The following is a 21,258-nucleotide window of genomic DNA, read 5'->3' as shown; positions in this document are numbered from 1 at the left end:
CCCCGGCAGACGCCAGCACCCCGAATCTCGCACAGAATCACGACCGGAAAATGACAGAATGCAGCCGACTCGCACCGATTCCGGTCCGAATCCTGGCCGCGGAACGACGAAGGGCGCGGCAGATGCCGCGCCCTTCCCACAAGCGATGCCGAGGATTCGGCCGAAAGCTCAGCGCTTCGAGAACTGGAACGACCGGCGGGCCTTCGCCTTGCCGTACTTCTTGCGCTCGACCACGCGGCTGTCGCGGGTCAGGAAGCCCGCCGCCTTCAGCGAACCGCGCAGCGCGGGTTCGTAGAGCTGCAGCGCCTTCGAGATGCCGTGCTTCACCGCGCCGGCCTGGCCGGACAGGCCGCCACCGGCGACGGTCGCGTTCACGTCGAACTGGTCCGCGACGCCGGCCACGTCGAACGGTTGGCGCAGGATCATCTGCAGCACGGGCCGCGCGAAGTATTCCTTGATGTCCTTGCCGTTCACGATGACCTTGCCCGAACCGGGCTTCACCCAGACGCGGGCGACCGCGTCCTTGCGCTTGCCGGTCGCGTAGGCGCGGCCGAGGTCGTCGCGCTGCGGCTCGCGCGGGGCGGCCAGCGGCTGGTAGCTGCGCTGTTCGTCGGCGGTCGAGCCCTGGACCCCGCCCGCGCTGGCGGTCACGGCGTCCTTGAGCTGGTCGAGGGATTTGATGTCGTCGGCCATGATCAGGCGCTCCGGGTGTTCTTGGGGTTCATCGCTTTGACGTCCAGCACTTCGGGCTGCTGCGCCTCGTGCGGGTGCTGCTCGCCGGCATAGACGCGCAGGTTCGACATCTGCTGCTTGCCCAGCTTGTTGCGCGAGATCATGCGCTCGACCGCCTTGATGACGACGCGCTCGGGGTGGGCGCCTTCGAGCACCTGGCGCGCGGTGCGGTGCTTGATCCCGCCCGGGTGGCCGGTGTGCCAGTAGTATTTCTTGTCGTCCCGCTTGTCGCCGGTCATCTGCACCTTGTCGGCGTTGATGATGATGACGTTGTCGCCCATGTCCATGTGCGGGGTGAAGGTCGGCTTGTGCTTGCCACGCAGGCGCGACGCGACGATCGTGGCAAGACGGCCCAGCACGACGCCCTCGGCGTCGATCAGGATCCACTTCTTGTCGATGTCCGCCGGTTTCGCGGTATAGGTCTTCATGCTTCGCCCTTTCGGGGGATGTTGAATTCGGATCGGCGGTATATCCGGGATCGCGCCGCGCAGGTCAAGCGCCGCGGAGCCGTAAAAAGCCTTTATTTTCATAGGTTTGCGAAATAGGTATAATGATACCCTAGGCCAAGCCGCCGTTTTTTCTGTCCGAGGGCGGAATCGAGTATGTCAGCGACGCCCGTGCGACGATGGCGTCGGACCCGTCCGAACGGATCATCACGTCGCCCACGGCCAGCACCCGGCCCAGCTTCAGCACGCGCACGCTGGCGACGAGGTCGCGCCCGGCCTCGGGCTTGCGCATGAAGTCGATGTTGGCGCTGGTCGTGACCGCAAGCGCCACCCTGCCGATGCGCGACAGCACGGCCGCATACATGGCGAAGTCCGCAAGCTCGAACATCGCGGGGCCGGAAACCGTGCCGCCCGGCCGCAGGTGGCGGGCACCGACGCAAAGCCTGACGCGAAGCTCGTCCTCGGCTGCGGCCTCGACCCGGTATCCGACCGCCTCGGGAAAGACTGCGGCGAGGTAGTCGTTCAGTTCCTGCGTGCCCAGCCCTGTCATCCGGTCCCTCCCTGCCCCGGCGGCAGGCTGGCGAAACGGGGGCGGCGATGCAAGCAGAGGCTCAGCCGATCCGCGCCAGGACCGGCACGGTTTCCAGCAGCCAGTAGCTGATGATCGAAAGCCATCCGGTCAGCAGCAGCACGCCCACGACGATCAGCAGCACGCCCGACACCCGCTCGATCAGTCCCATGTGGCGCTTGATGCGGTTCATCAGCGACATGGACCGCTCGATGAAGATCGCCGACAGCAGGAACGGGATCCCCAGCCCCAGCGCATAGACGCCCAACAGGCCGGTGCCGCGCGGCGGATCCGTCGCGGCAAGGGTCAGGATCATCGACAGCTGCGGGCCGATGCAGGGCGTCCAGCCGAAAGCGAAGGCGAGGCCCAGCAGGTACGCGCCGAGCGCCGATCCGCCCTGCTCGCCGGTGTCCAGCCGCGCCTCCCGGTCGAGCAGCGGAATGCGGAAGACGTGGAGGAAGTGCAGGCCGAGGATGATGACGAACACGCCCGAGGCCGTCACCAGCGCCGGCTGCCAAACGAGGAACGCGCGGCCAAGCGCCGACGCGGCGTAGCCCATCAGCAGGAACACCGTACTCAGGCCCAGGACGAAGAACACCGCCGGCAGCGCCGCGCTGCGTTCGCGCGCCTTGAGGCTGCTGACCTTCACCCCGGTCATGTAGGCGAGGTAGGGCGGCACGATCGGCAGGACGCAGGGCGACAGGAACGACAGCAGCCCCGCAAGCGCGGCGATCATCGCCGCGGGCAGGAAGGCGGCGTTCGCAATCTCGATCCCAAACATGAGCGCACCTTGTCGCAAAGGAACGGGCCGGGAAACCCCGGCCCGCGGCATGATCTGTCACGGCTGCGTCAGGTCGCGGCGCACCGGTTCGCGGCGCGCCGGGTCCGGGTCCGCGAGATCACGACCCGAACGACCACCAGCCACGGCGGCGCGGACGGGCCGGTGCTTCGGCAACCTGCTCGGACGCGGGCTCCGGCTGCGCCACCGGCTCCGGCTGCGCCTCGGGCTCCTCCGGCTGCGGATCGGGCTGCGGGCCGCCATCCGCTTCGCCGGGGATGCTCAGGGCCTCGGCGTCGGGCGCGTCGGGCGACTCGGCTTCAGCGGGCTCATCCAGCTGCGGCACCGGCTCGGCGTCGGCTTCGGGTTCACCCCCGCTTGCCTCGGCATGGGCTTCGGCCGCCTGCGCGACGGCGTCGGCATCGGCCATGTCCGCTGGCGCTTCGTCGCCGCGGACGGGGGCGCTCAGGTCGTCGCCCGCCGCGTCCGCGACCCCGTCGCCGGCACCCTGCCCTTCGGCGTCGGCACCCTGCCCTTCGGCGTCGGCCGCGACTTCGCCGCCTTCGCCGGTAAGGTCCCGGCCCTCGGCCGCATCCTCGGCCCCGCGGCGGGAACGGCCGCGACGCGAGCGGCTGCGCGAACGGCGCCCGGTTTCCTCGCCCTCGGCGGCGACGGCCTCGGCCGGCCGGGCGGCCTCGTCGGCCTCGCCATCGGCGTCGGGGCCCGCGTCAGCACCCGCGTCTGCGTCCGTGTCGTCCAGCGCGGCGTCGGCTCCGTTGCCCTCGCCGTTCTCGCCGCGCCCGCCACGCCGGCGCCGGCGGCGGCGGCGCTTGGAGCGGTTGGCGTCGTCGCCCTCAGCCTCCGCCCGGTCCTCGCGACGATCCTCGCGGCGCTCGTCCCGGCGATCCTCGTCCTCGGCACGCGCCTCGGTCGCGGGCGCCTCATCCTCGGCCTCGTCCTCGATGTCGGCGTCCAGATCCTCGTCGTCGATCTGCGCCATCAGGCTGGCACTGGCCGACACGACGTTCGACGGCGCTTCCGGCACGTTCCGGGTCGCGGTCTTGAACTTGTCCATCGCGAAGTCGGGAGAGATCAGGGTCGGGTCCGCCTCGACCCGCACGGCCATGCCGTAGCGCGCCTCGATCATGCCGACATGCTCGCGCTTCTGGTTCATCAGGAAGTTGGCGACCGCCACCGGGGCGCGGACCAGCACCTCGCGCGTGCGCTTGCGGGTGCCTTCTTCCTCGATCGCGCGCAGGATCGTCAGCGCCATGCTGTCGTCCGAACGGATCAGGCCGGTGCCGTGGCAATGCGCGCAGGGCTGCGTGGTCGATTCCAGCATCCCCGGCCGCAGCCGCTGGCGGCTCATCTCCAGAAGGCCGAAGCCCGAGATGCGGCCGACCTGGATGCGGGCGCGGTCGGTCTTGAGCCGGTCCTTGAAGCGCTTCTCGACCGAGGCGTTGTTCTTGCGCTCGTCCATGTCGATGAAGTCGATGACGATCAGCCCGGCGAGGTCGCGCAGGCGCAGCTGGCGCGCGATCTCGTCCGCGGCCTCGCAGTTCGTCTTGTAGGCGGTGTCCTCGATCGACCCTTCCTTGGTCGCGCGCCCCGAGTTCACGTCGATGGCGACCAGCGCCTCGGTCACGCCGATGACGATGTAGCCGCCCGATTTCAGCTGGACGACCGGGTTGAACATCCCGGCCAGGTAGCCTTCGACCTGGTAGCGCGCAAAGAGCGGCATCGGGTCGTTGTAGAGCTTCACGTTCTTCGCGTGCGACGGCATGATCATCTTCATGAAGTCGCGCGCGGTCGAATAGCCGCGTTCGCCCTCGACCAGGACCTCGTCGATGTCCTTGCTGTAGAGGTCGCGGATGGTCCGCTTGATGAGGTCGCCTTCCTCGTAGATCGGGGCGGGCGCGATCGACTTGAAGGTCAGCTCGCGGATCTGTTCCCACAGCCGCATCAGGTATTCATAGTCGCGCTTGATCTCGGTCCGGGTGCGCTGGCTTCCGGCGGTGCGGATGATGAGGCCCGCGCCCTTCGGCACTTCCAGTTCCGAGGCGATGTCCTTCAGCTTCTTGCGGTCGGCCGCGTTGGTGATCTTGCGGGAAATGCCGCCGCCCCGCGCCGTGTTCGGCATCAGGACGCAGTAGCGCCCCGCGAGCGAAAGGTACGTGGTCAGCGCCGCGCCCTTGTTGCCGCGCTCTTCCTTGACGACCTGGACCAGCATGATCTGCCGGACCTTGATGACTTCCTGGATCTTGTAGCGCCGGGCGCGCGGCTTCTTGGCCGGGCGGATCTCCTCGGTCACGTCCTCCTCGGCGATCGACTCGATGGTCTCGTCGCGGTCGGAGGCGGATTCGGCCGGCTGCTCGTCGCCCCTGTCCTCGCCCCGGTCCTCGCCACCCCGTTCGGGGTGGTGGTCGGCGTCATCGTGGCGGTGATCGTCGGCGTGATGATGCGCGTGGTGGTCCTCGACAGCTTCCGCGGGGCGTTCCCCGGCATCGTCACCAGCAGCGTGATCGGCCTGCGCGTCGGTGGTATCCTGACGTTCGGCCCCGCTGTCCTGCGCATCGCCGTCGCCGGTCTCCTCTGCCTCCGTCTCGCCCTCGTGAGCCTGCACGTCCGATACGGCGACCGCGTCGTCCGACCGGGCCGAGGATGCGCGGGACCGGTTGCGGCGCCGTTCCTTCGCCTCCTCCTCGGCCTCCGCGGCCTCGGCTGCCTGGCGCTCTTCCTCGATCAGGGCGCGGCGGTCGGCGGCCGGGATCTGGTAGTAGTCGGGGTGGATTTCCGCGAAGGCCAGGAAGCCGTGACGGTTCCCGCCATAGTCGATGAAGGCGGCCTGCAGCGAGGGTTCGACCCGCGTGACCTTCGCCAGGTAGATGTTGCCGGCAAGCTGGCGCTTGTTCAGCGTTTCAAAGTCGAACTCCTCGACCTTGGTTCCGTCCACGACGACCACGCGGGTTTCCTCCGCATGGGTTGCGTCGATCAGCATCTTGTTTGCCATGAGTCTTTCTTTCGCGCAGCCGGTCCGGCCCGCGTGTCGGCGGGGAAAGGGACAGGGTGCGGCTTGATGCGGACGCGGGCCGCGCGGCGGTGCCGGTGATGGCGGCTGCGGCCGGGATCATGTCCCGCCGCCCCCTTGCATCATCGTCAATCGCGCGATCCATCGCGTCTCTTTTTCCTGTTGTCCCGGTCCGCGACATGCAGACGGGACGGCGATTGTTCAGGCTGCCCGCGCGTCAGGACGACGCGCCGGGCGGCCGGCTTTCCCGCAAGGCGTGCTGTCCGGAAGATCCGAAACCGGCCGCCAAGCTGCGAAACTGGGGTGCAGGACACAACCGCCGGTTGACGGTCTGGACCATGCATGAGGCCAACATAGGGTGTCCGGTTGCGAAATGACAATCCGAAACTGCCGTGAACCCGGCACGCCGTCCGCTCAGGCCCTGTCACGACATGGTACCGCGGCTCGTGCCCGACCGGGAACGCGACCGAGCGGGCGATGAGGCAGCAGCATCCGATTTCGTGATGACGCGCCGCGCACGCCACCGGGTCCGATGCGGGATCAAGGCCGATCCGCAGCCGCAGCACCGCGCGGACGAAGCGCCCGGCGCCGTCTGGCGACGTCTCGCCGAGCCCAAGCAGCGCATCCTCGCAGGACCGCACGATGGCGCCGTCGCGGCTGGCCAGGTGCAGGAACCACAGCATCGGACACGCCGCCCGCGCCGACAGAAGGAGGTCTTCCGGGTTCGGGCGCGCGGGATCGCCGCCTAGTTGCGGGTCGTTGGAACAGTGGATGACGGGTTATCCCGGGGTCACGATGTCCCAGGTCCGGCCGCAGCAGCGCCAGGTCGCCGTGCCCTGCACCCGGTCGCCGGTCCAGCGGATCAGGCTTTCGACCCGCCGGCCGGCCATCTCAGCCGCCCGACAGGTAGTCGCCGCGGCTGAGCCCGTATTTCGCCATCTTCTCGTTCAGCGTCCGCCGCGGCAGGCACAGCTCGTCCATGACCGCGCTGATGCTGCCCTTGTGGCGGCGCATCGTGTTGTCGATCAACATCTTCTCGAACGACTCGACGTATTCCTTGAGCGGCTTGCCCTCGGTCGTGGTGGCCTCGCGCGCCTCGTCACCCTCGGTCATCAGCAGCGAGGTGATCGACCCCGTGCCGCGCCGGTTCTGCAGCACCGCGCGTTCGGCCACGTTGATGAGCTGGCGGACGTTGCCCGGCCACGGCGCCTGCAGCAGCTGCGCGGCTTCCTGCGCCGTCACCTGCGGCGGCTCGCAGCCGTATTCGTCGGCGAACTGCTCGGTCGTCCGGTTGAACAGCGAAAGGATGTCCTCGCCGCGCTGGCGCAGCGGCGGCACGGTGATCTGCAGCGCGGACAGGCGGTAGAACAGGTCGGGGCGCAGGCTGTCCTCGGCCCGTCGCCCCTCGCCGCGGGCGTTGGAAATGGCGATGATCCGGGTCTCGGCCGGTGCGCCCTGCTCGGCGATGAAGGCCAGCAGCCGCGCCTGCACGGCGTCCGACAGCGCCTCGACGTCCTCGAGGCACAGCGTGCCCCCGCGCGATTCCTCGACCGCCGGAAGACCGTCCTCCAGCGGGCCGAACAGCCGCGCGGTCAGCGCCTCGTCGTTGTAGGCGGCGCAGCTGATCTGGACGAAGCGCTTGGTCGCGCGCGGGCCCACCGCGTGCAGCGCGTGCGCCACCAGCGTCTTGCCGGTCCCCGTCTCGCCGTCAATCAGCACGTGGCCGTCGGCCTGCCCGAGATCCAGGATGTCCTCGCGCAGCCGGTCCATCGCCGGGCTCGCGCCCACGAGCTTCGACATGACCTGCTGGCCCTCGCTCAGGTCGCGGCGCAGGGCGCGGTTGTCCAGCGTCATGCGGCGGGCCTGCGAGGCCTTCTTCACCAGCTCAGTCATGCGGTCCGGGTTGAAGGGCTTTTCCATGAAGTCCATGGCGCCCAGCCGCATCGCCTCGACCGCCATCGGCACGTCGCCGTGGCCGGTGATCATTATGACCGGCAGGCCGCTGTCCAATCCCATCAGGCGCTTGAGGAACGCCATCCCGTCCATCCCCGGCATGCGGATGTCGGACACCACCACGCCGGGCCAGTCGGGGCCGATGACCTTCAGCGCGTCCTCGGCGCTGGCGAACACCTCGGTCCGGTAGCCCGACAGGCCGAGCCACTGGCTGATGGAATCGCGCATGTCCGGTTCGTCGTCGACGATCGCCACGGTCAGACCTTGCGTCATGACTTGCCTTTCCTGTTTCATTCGGCGGCCGTGCGCCGGCTGTCCAGCCGCGGCTGGTGCAGCGGCAGTTCCAGATCGAACGCCGCCCCCCCGCCTTCGGGATTGTGTGCGGTCAGCCTCCCGCCGAAATCCGCCACGATCCCGGACGATATGGCAAGCCCCAACCCCGTGCCCTCGCCCGGCCCCTTGGTTGTCCAGAAGGGTTCAAACAGCTTTTCCAGGTCGGCGACACCGGGGCCGTTGTCGCGGACCGACAAATGCGCGTGAGAGGCGCTGTCCACGGTGATCGCGATCGAGGGGTCGCGCTGGTCGCGCGTCGCGTCCATCGCGTTGCGGATCAGGTTGATGATGACCTGCTCGAGCCGGATCCGGTCGCAATAGACCATGACGGGATCGCGCGGCTGGCTGCGCTGCAGCCGCACCCGCCGGTTGCGAAGCTGCGATTCCATCATCGTGAGCGCGCCCGACAGCGCCATGCGCAGGTCCACCGGCTCGAACGCCTCGCCGCCCTTGCGGGCATAGGACTTGAGCTGCCGCGTGATCGCGCCCATGCGTTCAAGCAGGTCGTCCACCCGCTGGAAGCTCGACAGTGCCTCGTCCGGACGCCCGCGTTCCAGCAGCAGCCGCGCCCCCGCGAGATAGGTCTTCATCGCGGCGAGCGGCTGGTTCAGCTCGTGGCTGATCCCCGCGGACATCTCGCCCAGCGCGGCGAGCTTGCTCGACTGCTGCACGGTCTGTTCGGCCACGCGCAGCTCGCGCTGCATCCGCTCGCGTTCGGCGATCTCGCGCGTCAGGCGCGTGTTCAGCGCCCGCAGGTCCGCCGATTCGCGCCTGTAGCGGTTGGTCATGGTGCGGGCGCGACGGGACAGGATGTAGAAGCCGGCCGCCAGCGCCATCGCCAGCGCCATGATCTCCAGCGCGAGATAGGCGTTCACCCGGTCGCGGATGGAATCGTAGCTGCTGAACAGGGTCATCCGCCAGCCCCGGAAGGGGATCCGCGTCTCGGTCTGCATCACGGCCTTGCCGCGGATATAGGCGTCGGCCGGCTGGTTGGCCCAGTCGGTCGTGACCTGGAACGCGCGCGAGATCGCGCTTGGCGCCGATCGCACCGCGAGCGCCTGATCCATCTCCAGCCCGCGCCAGCGCGGCTCGGTCGTCAGGATGATCTGGCCCTGGCTGTCGGTGACCGCCACCGCGTCGGAAATGCCCGCCCAGGATCGTTCCAGCCGCGACAGGTCGGCCTCGACCACGATCACGCCCAGCGAGCGGCCGTCCGACACCACCGCGCGGGAAAAGTTGAACTCGTGCCGCCCGGTGGGCGAGGCGGAGACGGTGAAGACCGTGTCGTTCGCCCGCAGCGCCTCGACGTAGAAGGGCGCGAGGACGTAGTTCGTGCCCAGAAGCTGCCGGTTCGTCGCGCCCACGGTGCGGCCCGACCCGTCCAGCAGCCGGATCGAGGCCGCGCCGATATCCTTCTGCGCCGACATCAGCCGCGCCGAGGTGGTGGAGAAGTCCTGCCCCATCAGCGACGAGATCAGGTTCGGGTCGCGCGCCAGCAGCAGCGGCACCACCGCGGTCCGCTGCAGTTCCGACAGAAGGTTCCCGGTGTAGAGCGCGGCGCGCAATTCCGCCCGGACCCGGGTGTTTTCCGAAAAGCGCTCGGTCAGCCAGTGGTTGGTATAGAAGATCGTGCCGATCGCCGCCGCGATCAGCAGTACCGCCATGACGCGCTGCGCGATGCGCCCGCGCGCGGCGCGCGACCCTTCGCGCCCCTCGCCCGCCCGATCCTCGGGACCCTCTGCAGAAATGTCGGGATCAGGCATCAGCCCCGTCCGCTGCGTCGCTCGCCGCAGTGATAGACCCTGGCGTTCCGCCGCTCAACGACGGCGGCGATAGCGATGGCGGCCGCGACGTGGTTGCGGCTTGCGAAAAAGTGCGGCTGGAGGGCCGGGGTCACGCGGCGACCAGCCCCGCGACCAGCCCCTCGAACATGCGGGCGCCGTCGGTGCCGCCGTGGACGGGGTCGGCCGCACGCTCGGGGTGGGGCATCATGCCCAGCACCCGGCGGTTGTCCGACAGGACGCCCGCAATATCCTCGACCGAGCCGTTGCAGGCGGGCGCGTAGCGCAGCGCGATGCGGCCTTCGCCCTTCAGCCGGGCAAGGCCGTCGGCGTCGACCTGATAGTTGCCGTCGTGATGCGCGACCGGGATGCGGATCCGTTCCCCGACGGCGTAGCGCGACAGGTACGCGCTTTCATTCTCCTCGACCGTCAGGTCGGCCTCGCGGCACAGGAACGTCAGCCCCGCGTTCCGCATCAGCGCGCCGGGCAGCAGGCGCAGCTCGGTCAGGACCTGGAAGCCGTTGCAGACGCCCAGCACGAAGCCGCCGCGCTCGGCATGGCGCGAGATCGCGGCCGCGACCGGCGACTGCGCGGCGATGGCGCCGCAGCGCAGGTAGTCGCCGAAGGAAAACCCGCCCGGCACCGCAACGAGGTCCGTTCCCGCCGGAAGCTCCGCATCCTTGTGCCAGACGCGGGTCACGTCGGCGCCCGCACGCTTCAGCGCGACGGCAAGGTCGCGGTCGCAGTTCGAGCCGGGAAAGGTGACGACGGCGGCTTTCATGGCGGCATTCTCCGGGACGACGGCCTTGGCGTCGGGCTTGCAGGGGACGGCACGCACATAGCGCGCGGCGCATCGCGAATAAAGGGGGAACCCCGGCCGGGCCGCGCCCGTTCATCGGTCAACCGCCACCATATCCGTGCAGGAGGCCGCGATGATCGCCACCCGACGCCAGACCGTCATCCTCGGCGCGGCGGCGCTGACCGCGCCGCTTTTGCTGCCGCGGGGCCTGTTCGCGCAGGCAGCCGCCACCCCATCTGCTGCGGGGACGCTCCCGTTCCTCACCCCAGTCGAACACGCGTCGATGATGCTGACCCTCGGCGGGCAGTCGATCCTCGTCGACCCGGTCGGGGGCGCCGACAAGTTCGCGGGCCTGCCGGCGGCGGCCGCGATCCTCGTGACGCACGAGCATCAGGATCACTTCGACCCCGACACGCTGCAAGCGCTGCTGCCGGACGGGGCGGCGCTGATCGTGAACCCGGCAGTCGCGGAGAAGCTGCCCGAGACGCTGCGGTCCCGCGCCACCGTGATGGCCAGCGGCGACACCGGCGAGGTCGCGGGCCTGGGGATCGAGGCCGTGCCCGCCTACAACACCACGCCCGACCGGCTGCAGTATCACCCGAAGGGCCGCGACAACGGCTACGTGCTGACCTCGCCCGACCACGGCCGCATCTACATCGCGGGCGACACCGAGGACACGCCCGAGTTCCGCGCGCAGTCCGACATCGACACGGTCTTCCTGCCCATGAACCTGCCCTACACGATGACGGCGGAACAGGCCGCAGCAGGCGTCACCGAAATGAAACCGCGCCGCGCCGTCCCCTACCACCACCGCGGCACCGATCCCGCGACCTTCCGGGCCGCGTTGCAGGCGGCGGGCAGCGAAACCGAGGTCGTCGTCCTCGACTGGTACCCCGACAGCGGGAACCCGACCGGCGAGGTGCCGGCATGATGGCGGCGCGGCTCACCGGAACCGGGCTCGCGATCCTGCTTGCCCTCGCCTCTCCCGCGCTCGCCCGGGAGGGCGCCCCGAACGTGGTGGAAGGGCATCCGACCAACGCGTTCATGCCCGGCTTCCCCGAAACCATCGACGGGCTGGTGCGCGAATCGATCCAGAGCAAGCCGGCCGAAGGCCGGATCGTCGCGAACTACCGCGCCCCGGATGACAACCGGCTCGTGCAGATGCTGCTCTACGCGCTCTACGACGGCGACATCGCCCGGAACATCGAACGTGCCGAAGCCTACATGGCGGACGGCGAGATTCCTGTGACCCGCGCCAGCGTCACCAGCCCCGCCGGCCGGAAGATGGAGTGCCTGACGACGCGGGTCGACGATCAGGGCCACACGTTGTGCGTCGCGGAAATCCTTGGCCGCGCGCTCAACGTCCAGGTGTCGGACGTGGTCGCCGCGGACGCCGACGCCATCCCCGACGACAAGATCGCCGCCGCCCACGACCTCGCGGGCCGGATGGTCGATTCCGTGTCCGAGGCGCCGGAAGGCTGACGAACGCAGACGGGGCCGGGCACTGCTGCCCGGCCCCGCTTCGTCCTGATCGCAGGTCGCTGCGGCGAAGCCGTCAGCCGACCAGCGCCTTGTTCAGGTAGTCGTCCACCTTTTCCAGGTAGCCCATCGTCGTCAGCCATTTCTGTTCCGGGCCCACCAGCAGCGCGAGGTCCTTGGTCATGAACCCGTCCTCGACCGTCTGCACCGTCACCCGCTCCAGCGTCTCGGCGAAGCGCATCAGCTGGTCGTTGCCGTCCAGCTTGGCGCGGTGCTTCAGGCCGCCGGTCCAGGCATAGATCGACGCGATCGAGTTGGTCGACGTCTCCTTGCCCTTCTGATGCTCGCGGTAGTGGCGGGTGACCGTGCCGTGCGCGGCCTCGGCCTCGACCGTCTTGCCGTCGGGCGTCATCAGGACCGAGGTCATCAGCCCCAGCGACCCGAAGCCCTGCGCCACGATATCGGATTCCACGTCGCCGTCGTAGTTCTTGCAGGCCCAGACATAGCCGCCCGACCACTTCAGCGCGGACGCCACCATGTCGTCGATCAGGCGATGTTCGTAGCCGATCCCCTTGGCCTTGAACTGGTCGGCGAACTCGGCGTCGAACACCTCCTGGAAGATGTCCTTGAAGCGGCCGTCATAGGCTTTCAGGATCGTGTTCTTGGTCGAGAGATAGACCGGATAGCCACGCTGCAGGCCGTAGTTGAGGCTGGCCCGGGCGAAGTCGCGGATCGAATCGTCGAGGTTGTACATCCCCATCGCCACGCCGGCGCCGGGCGACTGGAACACCTCGTGCTCGATCGTCTCGCCGTCCTCGCCCACGAACTTGATCGACAGCGTGCCCTTGCCGGGGAAGCGGAAGTCGGTGGCCTTGTACTGGTCGCCGAAGGCGTGGCGGCCGACGATGATCGGCTGGGTCCAGTGCGGCACCAGGCGCGGCACGTTCTTGGCGATGATCGGCTCGCGGAAGATCACGCCGCCCAGGATGTTGCGGATGGTGCCGTTGGGCGACTTCCACATCTTCTTCAGGCCGAACTCCTCGACCCGCGCCTCGTCCGGGGTGATGGTCGCGCATTTGACGCCGACGCCGTACTGCTTGATCGCGTTGGCGGCGTCGATGGTGACCTGGTCCTCGGTCCGGTCGCGTTCCTCGATGCCGAGGTCGTAGTATTTCAGGTCGACGTCCAGATAGGGCAGGATCAGCTTCTGCTTGATGAAATCCCAGATGATCCGGGTCATCTCGTCGCCATCGAGCTCGACGACGGGGTTGTCTACCTTGATCTTGGTCATGGGATTTCCCTGGCTGAGGATGCTTGGGCGCGGCTTATCGGAAACGTCCCGGATTGAAAAGCCGGGCCCGGGCACGGACCCGGCCAAGGACCCGGGGCGAAGGGCGGCGGGACGTGGACCCGCCGCCCGTGCCTGTCCGTGGTGGTGAGAACGCGGCGGTTCCGCCCACCTAACATTTGCTTAACCGAAGGCTCGGGCAGGCAACTGGCCGGCAGCGGGGCCGTTGCCTGCGTGCACGCCGACATACGAGGACGCCATGCCGCACAGAACCCTTGCCGCTCTCCTGACCGCGACCGCGCTGACCGCCGGGACCACGGCAGCCTTCGCCCAGGCCGCCACGGCCCCCGGCAGCGAGCCTCCGACCCCGGCACCCGCCGCGCCGATGACCTCGACCGCGCCCGCAGCCTCGCCCGTGGCGGCGACCGACGCCCCGGCCTCGTCGGACGCCCCGGCAACCTCGCCCGCGACTGCCCCCGCAGCGTCGCCCGCGCCCGCACGTGACGCGCCTGCACCGGCCGATGCGAGCGCCGCGCCGACGACCTCGACCCCGCCGGCGGCAGCCCCGGCGACCGCGGCCGACACCCCGGCAACCTCGCCCGCCACGCCGCCCGCAGCGGCTCCGGCCGACGCGGCCGCCACACCCGCGGACGACGCAGCGCCGCTGGAAAAAGGCCGGGCCACCGCCGACATGACGGCGGTGCTCGACAAGCTGGCCGAGCTCGGCGCGGACCCGATCGGCACCCTGACGCCCGAGGAACAGCGGCGCGAGCCGACCCCTGCGGATGCGGTGATGGCCGTGATGAAGGACCGCGGGATCGCGATGCCGGCCGGTCTGGCGGCGATCAGGACGCAGGACGTCAGCTACACCGACGCGGCCGGCGGCCAGCAGCCAATCCGCATCTACACGCCCGAAGGGGAAGGCCCGTTCCCGCTGGTCGTCTACTACCACGGCGGCGGCTGGGTGATCGCGGACATCGACACCTACGACGCATCGGCCCGCGCCCTTGCCGAGGGTGCGAAGGCGGTCGTCGCCTCGGTCGAGTACCGCCACGCGCCGGAAAGCAGGTTCCCCGCTGCGCACGAGGACGCGAACCTCGCCTATCGCTGGCTCGTCGAGAACTCGGGCAGCCTGAACGCGGACGCCGAGCGGCTGGCGGTCGCGGGCGAAAGCGCCGGCGCGAACCTCGCCATGAACGTGGCGATCAACGCCCGGGACGCGCAGCTGGCGCAGCCCGACCACATGCTGCTGGTCTATCCGGTGGCGGGCAACGACATGGACACGCCGTCCTACCAGACCTACGCCGACGCCCAGCCGCTGTCGAAACCGGCGATGGAGTGGTTCGTGAGCCACGTCTTCGCCGACCCGTCACAGACGGCGGACCCGCGCCTCGACCTCGTGGACCGCACCGACCTTTCCGGGCTGCCGCCGGCCAGCGTCATCAACGCGCAGATCGACCCCCTGCTGTCCGAAGGCGAACGGCTCGCCAAGGCGCTGCAGGAACAGGGCGTCGAGACGACGCAGAAGACCTATGACGGCGTGACGCACGAGTTCTTCGGCATGGGCACCGTCGTGCCCGAGGCGAAGGAGGCGATGACGCTTGCCACCACGGCGCTGTCTCAGGCCCTGGGCGTCAAGTAACGAAAACGCCGCGCGCCTTGTCGGGCACGCGGCGGACCGGTCGGCCGGCGTCGCGGCCAGCTCTCAGCGCGAGCTCTCCGTCAGCCGGCGACGGACATAGCCCTGCACCTTGTCGATCATCGGCTTCATGTAGACCTCGTCGTCGCGGAAGAAGTGGTCCGCCCCCTCGATTTCCTCGTGAGTGATGGTGATCCCCTTCTGCTCGCGCAGCTTCGCCACCAGGTTGTTGATGTCCTTGGGCGGCGCCACCCGGTCGGAACTGCCGTTGATGATCAGCCCCGACGACGGGCACGGCGCGAGGAAGCTGAAGTCGTACATGTTCGCGGGCGGCGAGACGCTGACGAAGCCCGTGATCTCGGGCCGCCGCATCAGCAGCTGCATCCCGATCCAGGCACCGAAGCTGAACCCCGCGACCCAGCAGTGCTTGCTGTTGGGGTTCATCGCCTGCAGGTAGTCCAGCGCCGACGCGGCATCCGACAGCTCGCCGATGCCGTCGTCGAACTCGCCCTGGCTGCGGCCCACGCCCCGGAAGTTGAACCGCATCACCGTGAAGCCCATCCGGTGGAACGCGTAGTGCAGGTTGTAGACCACGCGGTTGTTCATCGTCCCGCCGTATTGCGGGTGGGGGTGCAGCACGATGGCAAGCGGCGCGTCGGCCTTGGGCTGGGGATGGTAGCGGCCTTCCAGGCGACCTTCGGGTCCGGGAAAAATCAGCTCGGGCATGGGAATCCTTTGAGGACGGGCAATTCTTGACGCGGACGGGTCACAGCCTTACGACCGGAGACGCGCGCGCAGCCATTCGCGCGGACGTCATATTCCGGCAGCACATGCGGGCTTAACGCACCCGGCGTTGCGCCGTCAATCGCGGCCGCACCCCGCCCGGGCAACGCGGCGCGACCACGAGATGGGGGCATGCCATGAAGCTTTCAACCAAGGGCCGTTACGCGATGGTCGCGCTGGTCGACCTCGCCACCGCCGGCGAGGGGCTGACGACGCTGGCCGACATCTCGAAACGCCAGGACGTGTCGCTGCCCTATCTGGAACAGCTGTTCGTGCGCCTGCGCCGCGCCGGGCTGGTGAAATCGGTGCGCGGCCCCGGCGGCGGCTACCGGCTTGCCCGGTCGCCGGAAACGATCCGCGTGGCCGAGGTGCTGGGCGCCGTCGACGAGACGGTGAGCGCGCTGCATGTCGGCGCGGGCGCGTCGGGCGGGCAAAGCGGAAGCCTGGCACAGGCGCTGTCGGACCGGCTTTGGGAAAGCCTGTCGGCGCATGTCTACGTGTTCCTGCACAACGCGACGCTGGCCGACGTGGCGAAGAACGCGCTGCTGCCCTGCCCCGCGGTCCCGGGGATCCTGTCGGTCGTGGACGACGCGCCCGTCGCCTGAGGCCGGACCCGGCGCCGGACCCCAAAAAGGCCGCTACTGCCGCCCGTCCACCCGCACGAAGTCGCGCACGTCGCCGCTGCCGGGCTGGACATCGGCCCAGCTGTCGGCTGCGAAATCCACGACCAGCGTGGCGGCGGTCGGGAAGCGCCGGAAATCGGGGTCCAGCGGCGGCCGCTCGGGCAGCATGGCCGCGAAGGCCGCGATGCCCGGATTGTGGCCGATGACCATGACCGTGTTCATCGTCGCCGTCCGCAGCACGTCCATCATCTCGTCAGGCTCGGCGTGGTAGAGCTCGGGCCTCAGCTGCAGCGGCGGCCGCGTCTCGAACACCGCCGCCGCCGCACGTTCCCACGTCTCGACGGTCCGGCGCGAGGTCGAGCACAGCACCTCCTCGGGGTCGTAGCCGCGGCTCGCGAGCCAGTCGCCGAGCGCCCGCGCCGACCGGCGCCCGCGATCGTTCAGCGGGCGGTCATGGTCGTCCATCGACGGATCGTCCCAGGCGGACTTGGCGTGGCGCGTCAGGATCAGCCGACGGATTCCGGTCGCGGTCATTCAGTGCCCTTCCCTCCCCCAGTTCGATCCGAAGCCTGCCACCCGGCTCGGACAGCCGCAACGGGTTAAATCACCGCAAGCGGGCACCCGCGCGGCGGCGGTGCCTCAAAGCCCGCTGTCGCCCTGGCGCAGCCCGTGCGGCTTGACCCGCGGCTCGGTCGACCGGATCAGGCTGCCCGCGCCCTGCTCTGTGAACAGCTCCAGCAGCGCGGCATGGGGCACCCGCCCGTCCAGTATCACGACCGCGCGCACGCCCTTGTCCAGCGCCATCAGCGCGGTCTCGGTCTTCGGGATCATGCCCCCGGCGATGGTGCCGTCGGCGATCATCGCGCGCATCTGGTCGGGGTGCATCTGCGTCACGACCTGCCCCGACGCGTCCTTGACCCCCGCCACGTCCGTCAGCAGCAGCAGCCGGTCGGCCTGCAGCGCGCCTGCGATGGCGCCCGCGGCGGTGTCGCCGTTGACGTTGAAGGTCTCGTTGTCGGCCATGCCGGTCGCGACGGGCGCGATCACCGGGATCAGCCCGGCCTGATAGAGGTCGCGGATGATCTGGATGTTCATCTCGATCGGGCGGCCCACGAAGCCCAGTTCCGGGTCGTCCGCCTCGCACACCATCATGTCGTCGTCCTTGCCGGAGATCCCGATCGCGCGCCCGCCCGCGTCGTTGATCGCCTGAACGATGCGCTTGTTGACGAGACCGGACAGCACCATCTCGACCACCTGAACCGCTTCCTTGGTGGTCACGCGCTTGCCGCGGACGAAGCGGCTCTCGATCCCGAGCTTGCCGAGCAGGTCGTTGATCATCGGCCCGCCGCCATGGACCACGACCGGGTGGATGCCCACCTGCTTCATCAGCACGATGTCGCGCGCGAACTCGGCCATCGCGTCGTCGTCGCCCATCGCGTTTCCGCCGAACTTCACCACGACGACGGCCCCCGCGTAGCGCTGCATGTAGGGCAGCGCCTCGGACAGGGTGTGGGCGGTGGTGGCGAAATCCCGGTTCATGTTCTGCTGTCTCATCCGTGCGTCCCCAAGTCGGGGCGGAGGCTAGGGCGCAGCGCGGCCGAGGTCCAGCCTCAGCAAAGACCGGCGATCACGGCCCGGAGCGTCGCGATCCCCTGCCCCTTCTCGGACGAGGTCACGACCAGTTCGGGAAACGCGGCGGGGTGCTTCTGCAGTTCGTCCTCGACCTGCGAGACGGTCTGCGCCAGCGCCTGCGTCCCGATCTTGTCGGCCTTGGTCACGACCACCTGGAACGGCACGGCGGACCGGTCGAGCAGCGACATGATCTCGTGGTCCACGGGCTTCACGCCGTGGCGCGCGTCGATCAGCGCAAAGGCGCGCCGCAGCGTCGGGCGGCCGGCGAGATAGGCCTTCAGCAGCGCCTGCCACTTCTTCACCACTGGCAGCGGCGCCTGCGCGTAGCCGTAGCCGGGCAGGTCCACGAGATAGCCGCGCTCGCCCAGGGCGAAGTAGTTGATCTCCTGCGTGCGGCCGGGGGTGTTCGAGGCGCGCGCGATCCCCTTGCGGCCGGTCAGCGCGTTGATGAGGCTCGACTTGCCGACGTTCGAGCGGCCGGCGAAGCAGACCTCGGGGCGGTCGGCGGCGGGCATCCCGTCCATCGCGACCACGCCCTTGACGAAGTCCACCGGGCCCGCGAACAGCAGCCGCGCGGCCTCGGCGGCCTCGGGCTCGGGCTCGGGGGCGACGGGGAACGCGACCCTCACAGGATCACCGCCGCGTCGCCCGGGCGGATCGTGCCGGGGGTGCGGACCTCGGCGTAGACGCCGAAATCCTGGTGGCCGAAGTGCCGCTCCAGCTCGGCCGGCGTGTCGCCGTCGAGGCAGCCGGTCTCCGTGTCGGCGCTGGTCGCGGCGCAGCGCCCGATGGGCTCGACCACGTCCAGCTCCACCTCGCCCACGCGGATGCGGCGGCCGAGCAGCCCCCGTTCGGCCAGCGGCGCCCAGCCGTCGATCCACAGGTTCCCGCGCCAGCGATCGACGCCGAGCGCGCGGCCGAAGCGCTCCTCGACCAGCGCGAGCGAGGACAGCGACAGGATCGACACGAACGGCCTGTTCACGTCCGTGAGCGCCTGCGGCCCCTCGACCAGCCGCGCGGCGGGCGCCTTTCCGGCCGGCGCCCACAGGGGCTGCAGCCAGTCGATCAGGGGGGCGTCGCCCGTCGCCGGGTCGAAGCGCAGGGTCGGGCGTCCGGGATGGGTCAGGACCAGATCGGCCCCGTCCCAGCCGCCGCGGATCGCCTGCAGCGGCGCCGAGGCGACGCCGCGCACGAAGGCCGCCTTGGGCAGCCAGCGGTCGAGCGCCCCGTCCGCCAGATGCCGCAGCCCGTCCTCGTGCAGCACGGCGAAGCGGCGATCGCCGGGCAGCGGCCGCGACGGCTCAAGCGCGGCGGCGTCGAGCGCCTCGCCCCCGATCGACTTGACCGGATAGCGGAACAGATGGGCCAGCCGGCCCACCCCGTCCTGCGCCGGATCGACCGCCCCGGTCATCCCTTGCGACGCCGCTTGGGCAGGCTGTCGCGGATGTTGCCGAACAGCTGCGGCGGGTGCCCGTGCATCGACATGATCGTGTACTGCTGCGCGATCGTGATGGTGTTGTTCGCGATCCAGTACAGCACCAGCCCCGAGGCGAAACCGCCCAGCATGAACATGAAGATCCAGGGCATCCACGCGAAGATCATCTTCTGGGCCGGGTCGGCGGGTGCCGGGTTCAGCTTCTGCTGCAGCCACATGGTGATGCCCAGCACGATGGCAAGCGCGGGCAGCGACAGCGAATGCAGCAGCGTGCCTTGCGCGGGCGGCGAATAGGGCAGCAGCCCGAACAGGTTCAGCAGGCTCGACGGGTCGGGTGCGGCGAGGTCGCGGATCCAGCCGACCCACGGCGCATGCCGCAGCTCGATTGTGACGAAGATCACCTTGTAGAGCGCGAAGAAGATCGGGATCTGCAGCAGCATCGGCAGGCACCCTGCGGCGGGGTTGACCTTCTCGCGCTTGTACAGCGCCATGACTTCCTGCTGGTACTTGGTCCGGTCGTCGCCGGTCCGCTCCTTGATCGCCTCCATCTCGGGCTGCAGCTCGCGCATCCGCGCCATCGAGACATACGATTTCCGCGCCAGCGGGAACACCAGCATCTTGAGGACGAAGGTCAGCGCGATGATCGCCCAGCCCATGTTGCCGATGATCCCGTGCAGCCAGTGCAGGAGATGGAAGATCGGCTTGGTCAGGAAGTAGAACCAGCCCCAGTCGATCGAATCGACAAAGCGCTGGATGCCCCGGTTTTCCTGGTAGCCGTGCAGGACCTCGTAGGTCTTGGCGCCGGCGAACAGGAACGACTGCGAGCTGACCTGCGTGCCGGGCGCCACGGTCTGCACCGGCATCCGCGCCTCGGTCTGGTAGATGTCGGCGCCAGGCGCGTATTTCACCACCGCCGTGAAGGGCTGGCCCGGCGCGGGCGCGAGCGTGGTCATCCAGTACTTGTCGGTAAAGCCGATCCAGCCGTTGGCGGTGACCTGGCGCACGTCGGCGGGGCCTTCGCCCGCGACCGGGTCAAGGTCGGCGACGTCGCCGTAGTCTTCCTCGACCAGCTCGCCGTCGACCATGCCGACCGCCCCTTCGTGCAGGACGAAGTAGTTCTGCGTGTCGGGCCGGCCGTGCCGCGCGATGATCCCGTAGGGCGCGGCCGAGAACGGCGCCGCGCCGGAGTTTTCCAGGCTCTGCGTGACGGTGAACAGGTAGCGGTCGTCAAGTTCGAACGTGCGGCGGAAGACCTGGCCCGCACCGTTGTCCCAGGCCAGCGTCACCGGCTGGCCGGGGGCCAGCGTCTGGCCGGATTCCAGCGTCCACACGGTCGCGGGGCCGGGCACCAGCGCCGGATCGACCCCGGGGCCGGGGGTCCACCCGTAGACGGCATAGTATGGCTTCTGCAGCACGACCTCCGGCTCGGTCGCGGGCGCGGCGGCGGTCCCTTCCTGGGTCACGCGAAGCTGGGCCGTGGGCGACAGCAGCCGGACAAAGGGCGAGGCAGGATCCAGCGTCTCGCGGTAACCGGTCAGCAGCAGGTCGTCGATGCGCCCGCCGGCAAGCGAGATGCTGCCCCGCAGCGATGGCGTGTCGATCGCGACGCGCGGCGCATCCCGGCTCGGATCGGCGGAACCGGCATCCGCCACGCCGGGCGCCGTGCCGGGTGACGTGCCGGCGGCGGTCCCGACCGGCGCGCCCGCCGCGGGAGTCGTCGCGGGAGTCGTCGTGGCGGTGGGCACGGCCGAGGGATCGACGGTCGGTTGGGGCGGGGCGAAGAATGCATACCATCCGATCATGACCAGCGCGGAAAGCACCATCGCCAGGATCAGGTTGCGGTTGTTGTCGTCCATCGGGTCACCGGCCTTGCGTCATACCGCGCCGCTTCAATCGAAGGGGCGCCACAAGGTCAAGGGAAAAGCCCGGATGCCGGGCCAGGCGGGCGGGCCCGCCGGAGC

The 21,258-nt window shown here is 69.5% G+C and carries 20 protein-coding genes; 4 read left to right on the top strand and 16 right to left on the bottom strand.

Features of this window, described 5'->3' with window-relative positions; translation table 11 throughout:
- Nucleotides 1-168: 168 nt before the first annotated feature.
- The 9 genes from rpsI to purQ all read right to left on the bottom strand — a co-directional run bounded on the left by rpsI (nt 169) and on the right by purQ (nt 10,400).
- Nucleotides 169-693 carry a 30S ribosomal protein S9 gene (gene rpsI / locus ELI80_RS09305; RefSeq protein WP_136651001.1) on the bottom strand — a complete coding sequence of 175 codons (525 nt, stop codon included), beginning with the start codon at nt 691-693 and terminating at the stop codon, nt 169-171.
- Nucleotides 694-695: 2 nt separating this feature from the next.
- Nucleotides 696-1,160, bottom strand: coding sequence for a 50S ribosomal protein L13 (gene rplM, locus ELI80_RS09300; protein WP_136651000.1), 465 nt, complete (start codon nt 1,158-1,160; stop codon nt 696-698).
- Between the two features lie 130 nt (nt 1,161-1,290).
- Nucleotides 1,291-1,728, bottom strand: coding sequence for a PaaI family thioesterase (locus tag ELI80_RS09295; RefSeq protein ID WP_136650999.1), 438 nt, complete (start codon nt 1,726-1,728; stop codon nt 1,291-1,293).
- Between the two features lie 61 nt (nt 1,729-1,789).
- Nucleotides 1,790-2,527 (bottom strand): cytochrome c biogenesis CcdA family protein, encoded by a 738-nt coding sequence (locus tag ELI80_RS09290; protein WP_136650998.1) that lies wholly within the window; start codon nt 2,525-2,527, stop codon nt 1,790-1,792.
- Between the two features lie 118 nt (nt 2,528-2,645).
- Nucleotides 2,646-5,534: an Rne/Rng family ribonuclease gene (locus tag ELI80_RS09285; protein ID WP_136650997.1), complete on the bottom strand. Its 2,889-nt coding sequence runs from the start codon at nt 5,532-5,534 to the stop codon at nt 2,646-2,648.
- Nucleotides 5,535-5,680: 146 nt separating this feature from the next.
- The gene (locus tag ELI80_RS09280) at nt 5,681-6,235 is read right to left on the bottom strand and encodes a hypothetical protein (RefSeq protein ID WP_236641411.1); all 555 of its coding nucleotides are present in this window, start codon (nt 6,233-6,235) and stop codon (nt 5,681-5,683) included.
- A gap of 208 nt (nt 6,236-6,443) precedes the next feature.
- Nucleotides 6,444-7,778: a sigma-54-dependent transcriptional regulator gene (locus ELI80_RS09275; protein ID WP_136650996.1), complete on the bottom strand. Its 1,335-nt coding sequence runs from the start codon at nt 7,776-7,778 to the stop codon at nt 6,444-6,446.
- A 17-nt stretch (nt 7,779-7,795) separates the two neighbouring features.
- A complete protein-coding gene (locus ELI80_RS09270) occupies nt 7,796-9,601 on the bottom strand; it encodes a sensor histidine kinase (RefSeq protein ID WP_136650995.1) in 1,806 nt (601 codons plus the stop codon).
- A 130-nt stretch (nt 9,602-9,731) separates the two neighbouring features.
- Nucleotides 9,732-10,400: a phosphoribosylformylglycinamidine synthase subunit PurQ gene (purQ, locus tag ELI80_RS09265; protein WP_136650994.1), complete on the bottom strand. Its 669-nt coding sequence runs from the start codon at nt 10,398-10,400 to the stop codon at nt 9,732-9,734.
- Between the two features lie 151 nt (nt 10,401-10,551).
- Here purQ and ELI80_RS09260 point away from each other — a divergent pair, with 151 nt between their 5' ends.
- Nucleotides 10,552-11,349: an MBL fold metallo-hydrolase gene (locus ELI80_RS09260; protein ID WP_136650993.1), complete on the top strand. Its 798-nt coding sequence runs from the start codon at nt 10,552-10,554 to the stop codon at nt 11,347-11,349.
- The gene (locus ELI80_RS09255) at nt 11,349-11,900 is read left to right on the top strand and encodes a hypothetical protein (protein WP_143803210.1); all 552 of its coding nucleotides are present in this window, start codon (nt 11,349-11,351) and stop codon (nt 11,898-11,900) included. Before ELI80_RS09260 ends, ELI80_RS09255 begins: the two co-directional genes overlap by 1 nt.
- Nucleotides 11,901-11,973: 73 nt before the next feature.
- Here the strand turns inward: ELI80_RS09255 and ELI80_RS09250 are convergent, their stop codons facing one another.
- On the bottom strand, nt 11,974-13,188 hold the full coding sequence (locus ELI80_RS09250) for an NADP-dependent isocitrate dehydrogenase (protein WP_136650991.1): 1,215 nt from the start codon (nt 13,186-13,188) through the stop codon (nt 11,974-11,976).
- A gap of 256 nt (nt 13,189-13,444) precedes the next feature.
- Here ELI80_RS09250 and ELI80_RS09240 point away from each other — a divergent pair, with 256 nt between their 5' ends.
- A complete protein-coding gene (locus ELI80_RS09240) occupies nt 13,445-14,827 on the top strand; it encodes an alpha/beta hydrolase (RefSeq protein ID WP_236641410.1) in 1,383 nt (460 codons plus the stop codon).
- A gap of 63 nt (nt 14,828-14,890) precedes the next feature.
- On the opposite strand, the gene ELI80_RS09235 is transcribed toward ELI80_RS09240, so the two are convergent.
- Complete coding sequence (locus tag ELI80_RS09235) at nt 14,891-15,550, bottom strand: alpha/beta hydrolase (RefSeq protein ID WP_136650990.1); 660 nt, start codon at nt 15,548-15,550, stop codon at nt 14,891-14,893.
- A 194-nt stretch (nt 15,551-15,744) separates the two neighbouring features.
- Between ELI80_RS09235 and iscR the strand changes: the two genes are divergently transcribed.
- Nucleotides 15,745-16,212, top strand: coding sequence for a Fe-S cluster assembly transcriptional regulator IscR (gene iscR, locus ELI80_RS09230; RefSeq protein ID WP_136650989.1), 468 nt, complete (start codon nt 15,745-15,747; stop codon nt 16,210-16,212).
- A 33-nt stretch (nt 16,213-16,245) separates the two neighbouring features.
- Here iscR and ELI80_RS09225 read toward each other — a convergent pair whose 3' ends face one another.
- The 5 genes from ELI80_RS09225 to yidC all read right to left on the bottom strand — a co-directional run bounded on the left by ELI80_RS09225 (nt 16,246) and on the right by yidC (nt 21,153).
- Entirely contained in the window at nt 16,246-16,764 is a 519-nt protein-coding gene (locus ELI80_RS09225; RefSeq protein ID WP_136650988.1) for a SixA phosphatase family protein, read from the bottom strand.
- Between the two features lie 105 nt (nt 16,765-16,869).
- Nucleotides 16,870-17,769 carry an acetylglutamate kinase gene (argB, locus tag ELI80_RS09220; protein ID WP_136651007.1) on the bottom strand — a complete coding sequence of 300 codons (900 nt, stop codon included), beginning with the start codon at nt 17,767-17,769 and terminating at the stop codon, nt 16,870-16,872.
- 71 nt (nt 17,770-17,840) lie between these two features.
- Nucleotides 17,841-18,491 (bottom strand): ribosome biogenesis GTP-binding protein YihA/YsxC, encoded by a 651-nt coding sequence (gene yihA, locus ELI80_RS09215; protein WP_136650987.1) that lies wholly within the window; start codon nt 18,489-18,491, stop codon nt 17,841-17,843.
- On the bottom strand, nt 18,488-19,273 hold the full coding sequence (locus ELI80_RS09210) for an MOSC domain-containing protein (protein ID WP_136650986.1): 786 nt from the start codon (nt 19,271-19,273) through the stop codon (nt 18,488-18,490). Before ELI80_RS09210 ends, yihA begins: the two co-directional genes overlap by 4 nt.
- Entirely contained in the window at nt 19,270-21,153 is a 1,884-nt protein-coding gene (gene yidC, locus ELI80_RS09205; RefSeq protein WP_136650985.1) for a membrane protein insertase YidC, read from the bottom strand. Before yidC ends, ELI80_RS09210 begins: the two co-directional genes overlap by 4 nt.
- Between the last annotated feature and the right edge of the window lie 105 nt (nt 21,154-21,258).

The sequence above is a fragment of the Paracoccus aeridis genome (assembly GCF_004923205.2).
In the GTDB taxonomy this organism is placed as follows: domain Bacteria; phylum Pseudomonadota; class Alphaproteobacteria; order Rhodobacterales; family Rhodobacteraceae; genus Paracoccus; species Paracoccus aeridis.
The sequence above is the reverse complement of the archived record's forward strand: the minus strand, read 5'-3'. Positions and strand labels throughout refer to the sequence as shown.

Excerpts from the sequence above, each read along its gene's own strand:
- rpsI (WP_136651001.1), bottom strand. The coding sequence starts at position 693 with ATGGCCGACGACATCAAATCCCTCGACCAGCTCAAGGACGCCGTGACC.
- rplM (WP_136651000.1), bottom strand. The coding sequence starts at position 1,160 with ATGAAGACCTATACCGCGAAACCGGCGGACATCGACAAGAAGTGGATC.
- ELI80_RS09255 (WP_143803210.1), top strand. The coding sequence starts at position 11,349 with ATGGCGGCGCGGCTCACCGGAACCGGGCTCGCGATCCTGCTTGCCCTC.
- ELI80_RS09240 (WP_236641410.1), top strand. The coding sequence starts at position 13,445 with ATGCCGCACAGAACCCTTGCCGCTCTCCTGACCGCGACCGCGCTGACC.
- iscR (WP_136650989.1), top strand. The coding sequence starts at position 15,745 with ATGAAGCTTTCAACCAAGGGCCGTTACGCGATGGTCGCGCTGGTCGAC.
- ELI80_RS09285 (WP_136650997.1), bottom strand. The coding sequence starts at position 5,534 with ATGGCAAACAAGATGCTGATCGACGCAACCCATGCGGAGGAAACCCGC.
- ELI80_RS09290 (WP_136650998.1), bottom strand. The coding sequence starts at position 2,527 with ATGTTTGGGATCGAGATTGCGAACGCCGCCTTCCTGCCCGCGGCGATG.
- argB (WP_136651007.1), bottom strand. The coding sequence starts at position 17,769 with ATGAACCGGGATTTCGCCACCACCGCCCACACCCTGTCCGAGGCGCTG.
- ELI80_RS09280 (WP_236641411.1), bottom strand. The coding sequence starts at position 6,235 with ATGCTGTGGTTCCTGCACCTGGCCAGCCGCGACGGCGCCATCGTGCGG.
- ELI80_RS09225 (WP_136650988.1), bottom strand. The coding sequence starts at position 16,764 with ATGACCGCGACCGGAATCCGTCGGCTGATCCTGACGCGCCACGCCAAG.
- ELI80_RS09250 (WP_136650991.1), bottom strand. The coding sequence starts at position 13,188 with ATGACCAAGATCAAGGTAGACAACCCCGTCGTCGAGCTCGATGGCGAC.
- ELI80_RS09270 (WP_136650995.1), bottom strand. The coding sequence starts at position 9,601 with ATGCCTGATCCCGACATTTCTGCAGAGGGTCCCGAGGATCGGGCGGGC.
- ELI80_RS09260 (WP_136650993.1), top strand. The coding sequence starts at position 10,552 with ATGATCGCCACCCGACGCCAGACCGTCATCCTCGGCGCGGCGGCGCTG.
- ELI80_RS09210 (WP_136650986.1), bottom strand. The coding sequence starts at position 19,273 with ATGACCGGGGCGGTCGATCCGGCGCAGGACGGGGTGGGCCGGCTGGCC.
- ELI80_RS09295 (WP_136650999.1), bottom strand. The coding sequence starts at position 1,728 with ATGACAGGGCTGGGCACGCAGGAACTGAACGACTACCTCGCCGCAGTC.
- ELI80_RS09275 (WP_136650996.1), bottom strand. The coding sequence starts at position 7,778 with ATGACGCAAGGTCTGACCGTGGCGATCGTCGACGACGAACCGGACATG.
- yidC (WP_136650985.1), bottom strand. The coding sequence starts at position 21,153 with ATGGACGACAACAACCGCAACCTGATCCTGGCGATGGTGCTTTCCGCG.
- ELI80_RS09235 (WP_136650990.1), bottom strand. The coding sequence starts at position 15,550 with ATGCCCGAGCTGATTTTTCCCGGACCCGAAGGTCGCCTGGAAGGCCGC.
- purQ (WP_136650994.1), bottom strand. The coding sequence starts at position 10,400 with ATGAAAGCCGCCGTCGTCACCTTTCCCGGCTCGAACTGCGACCGCGAC.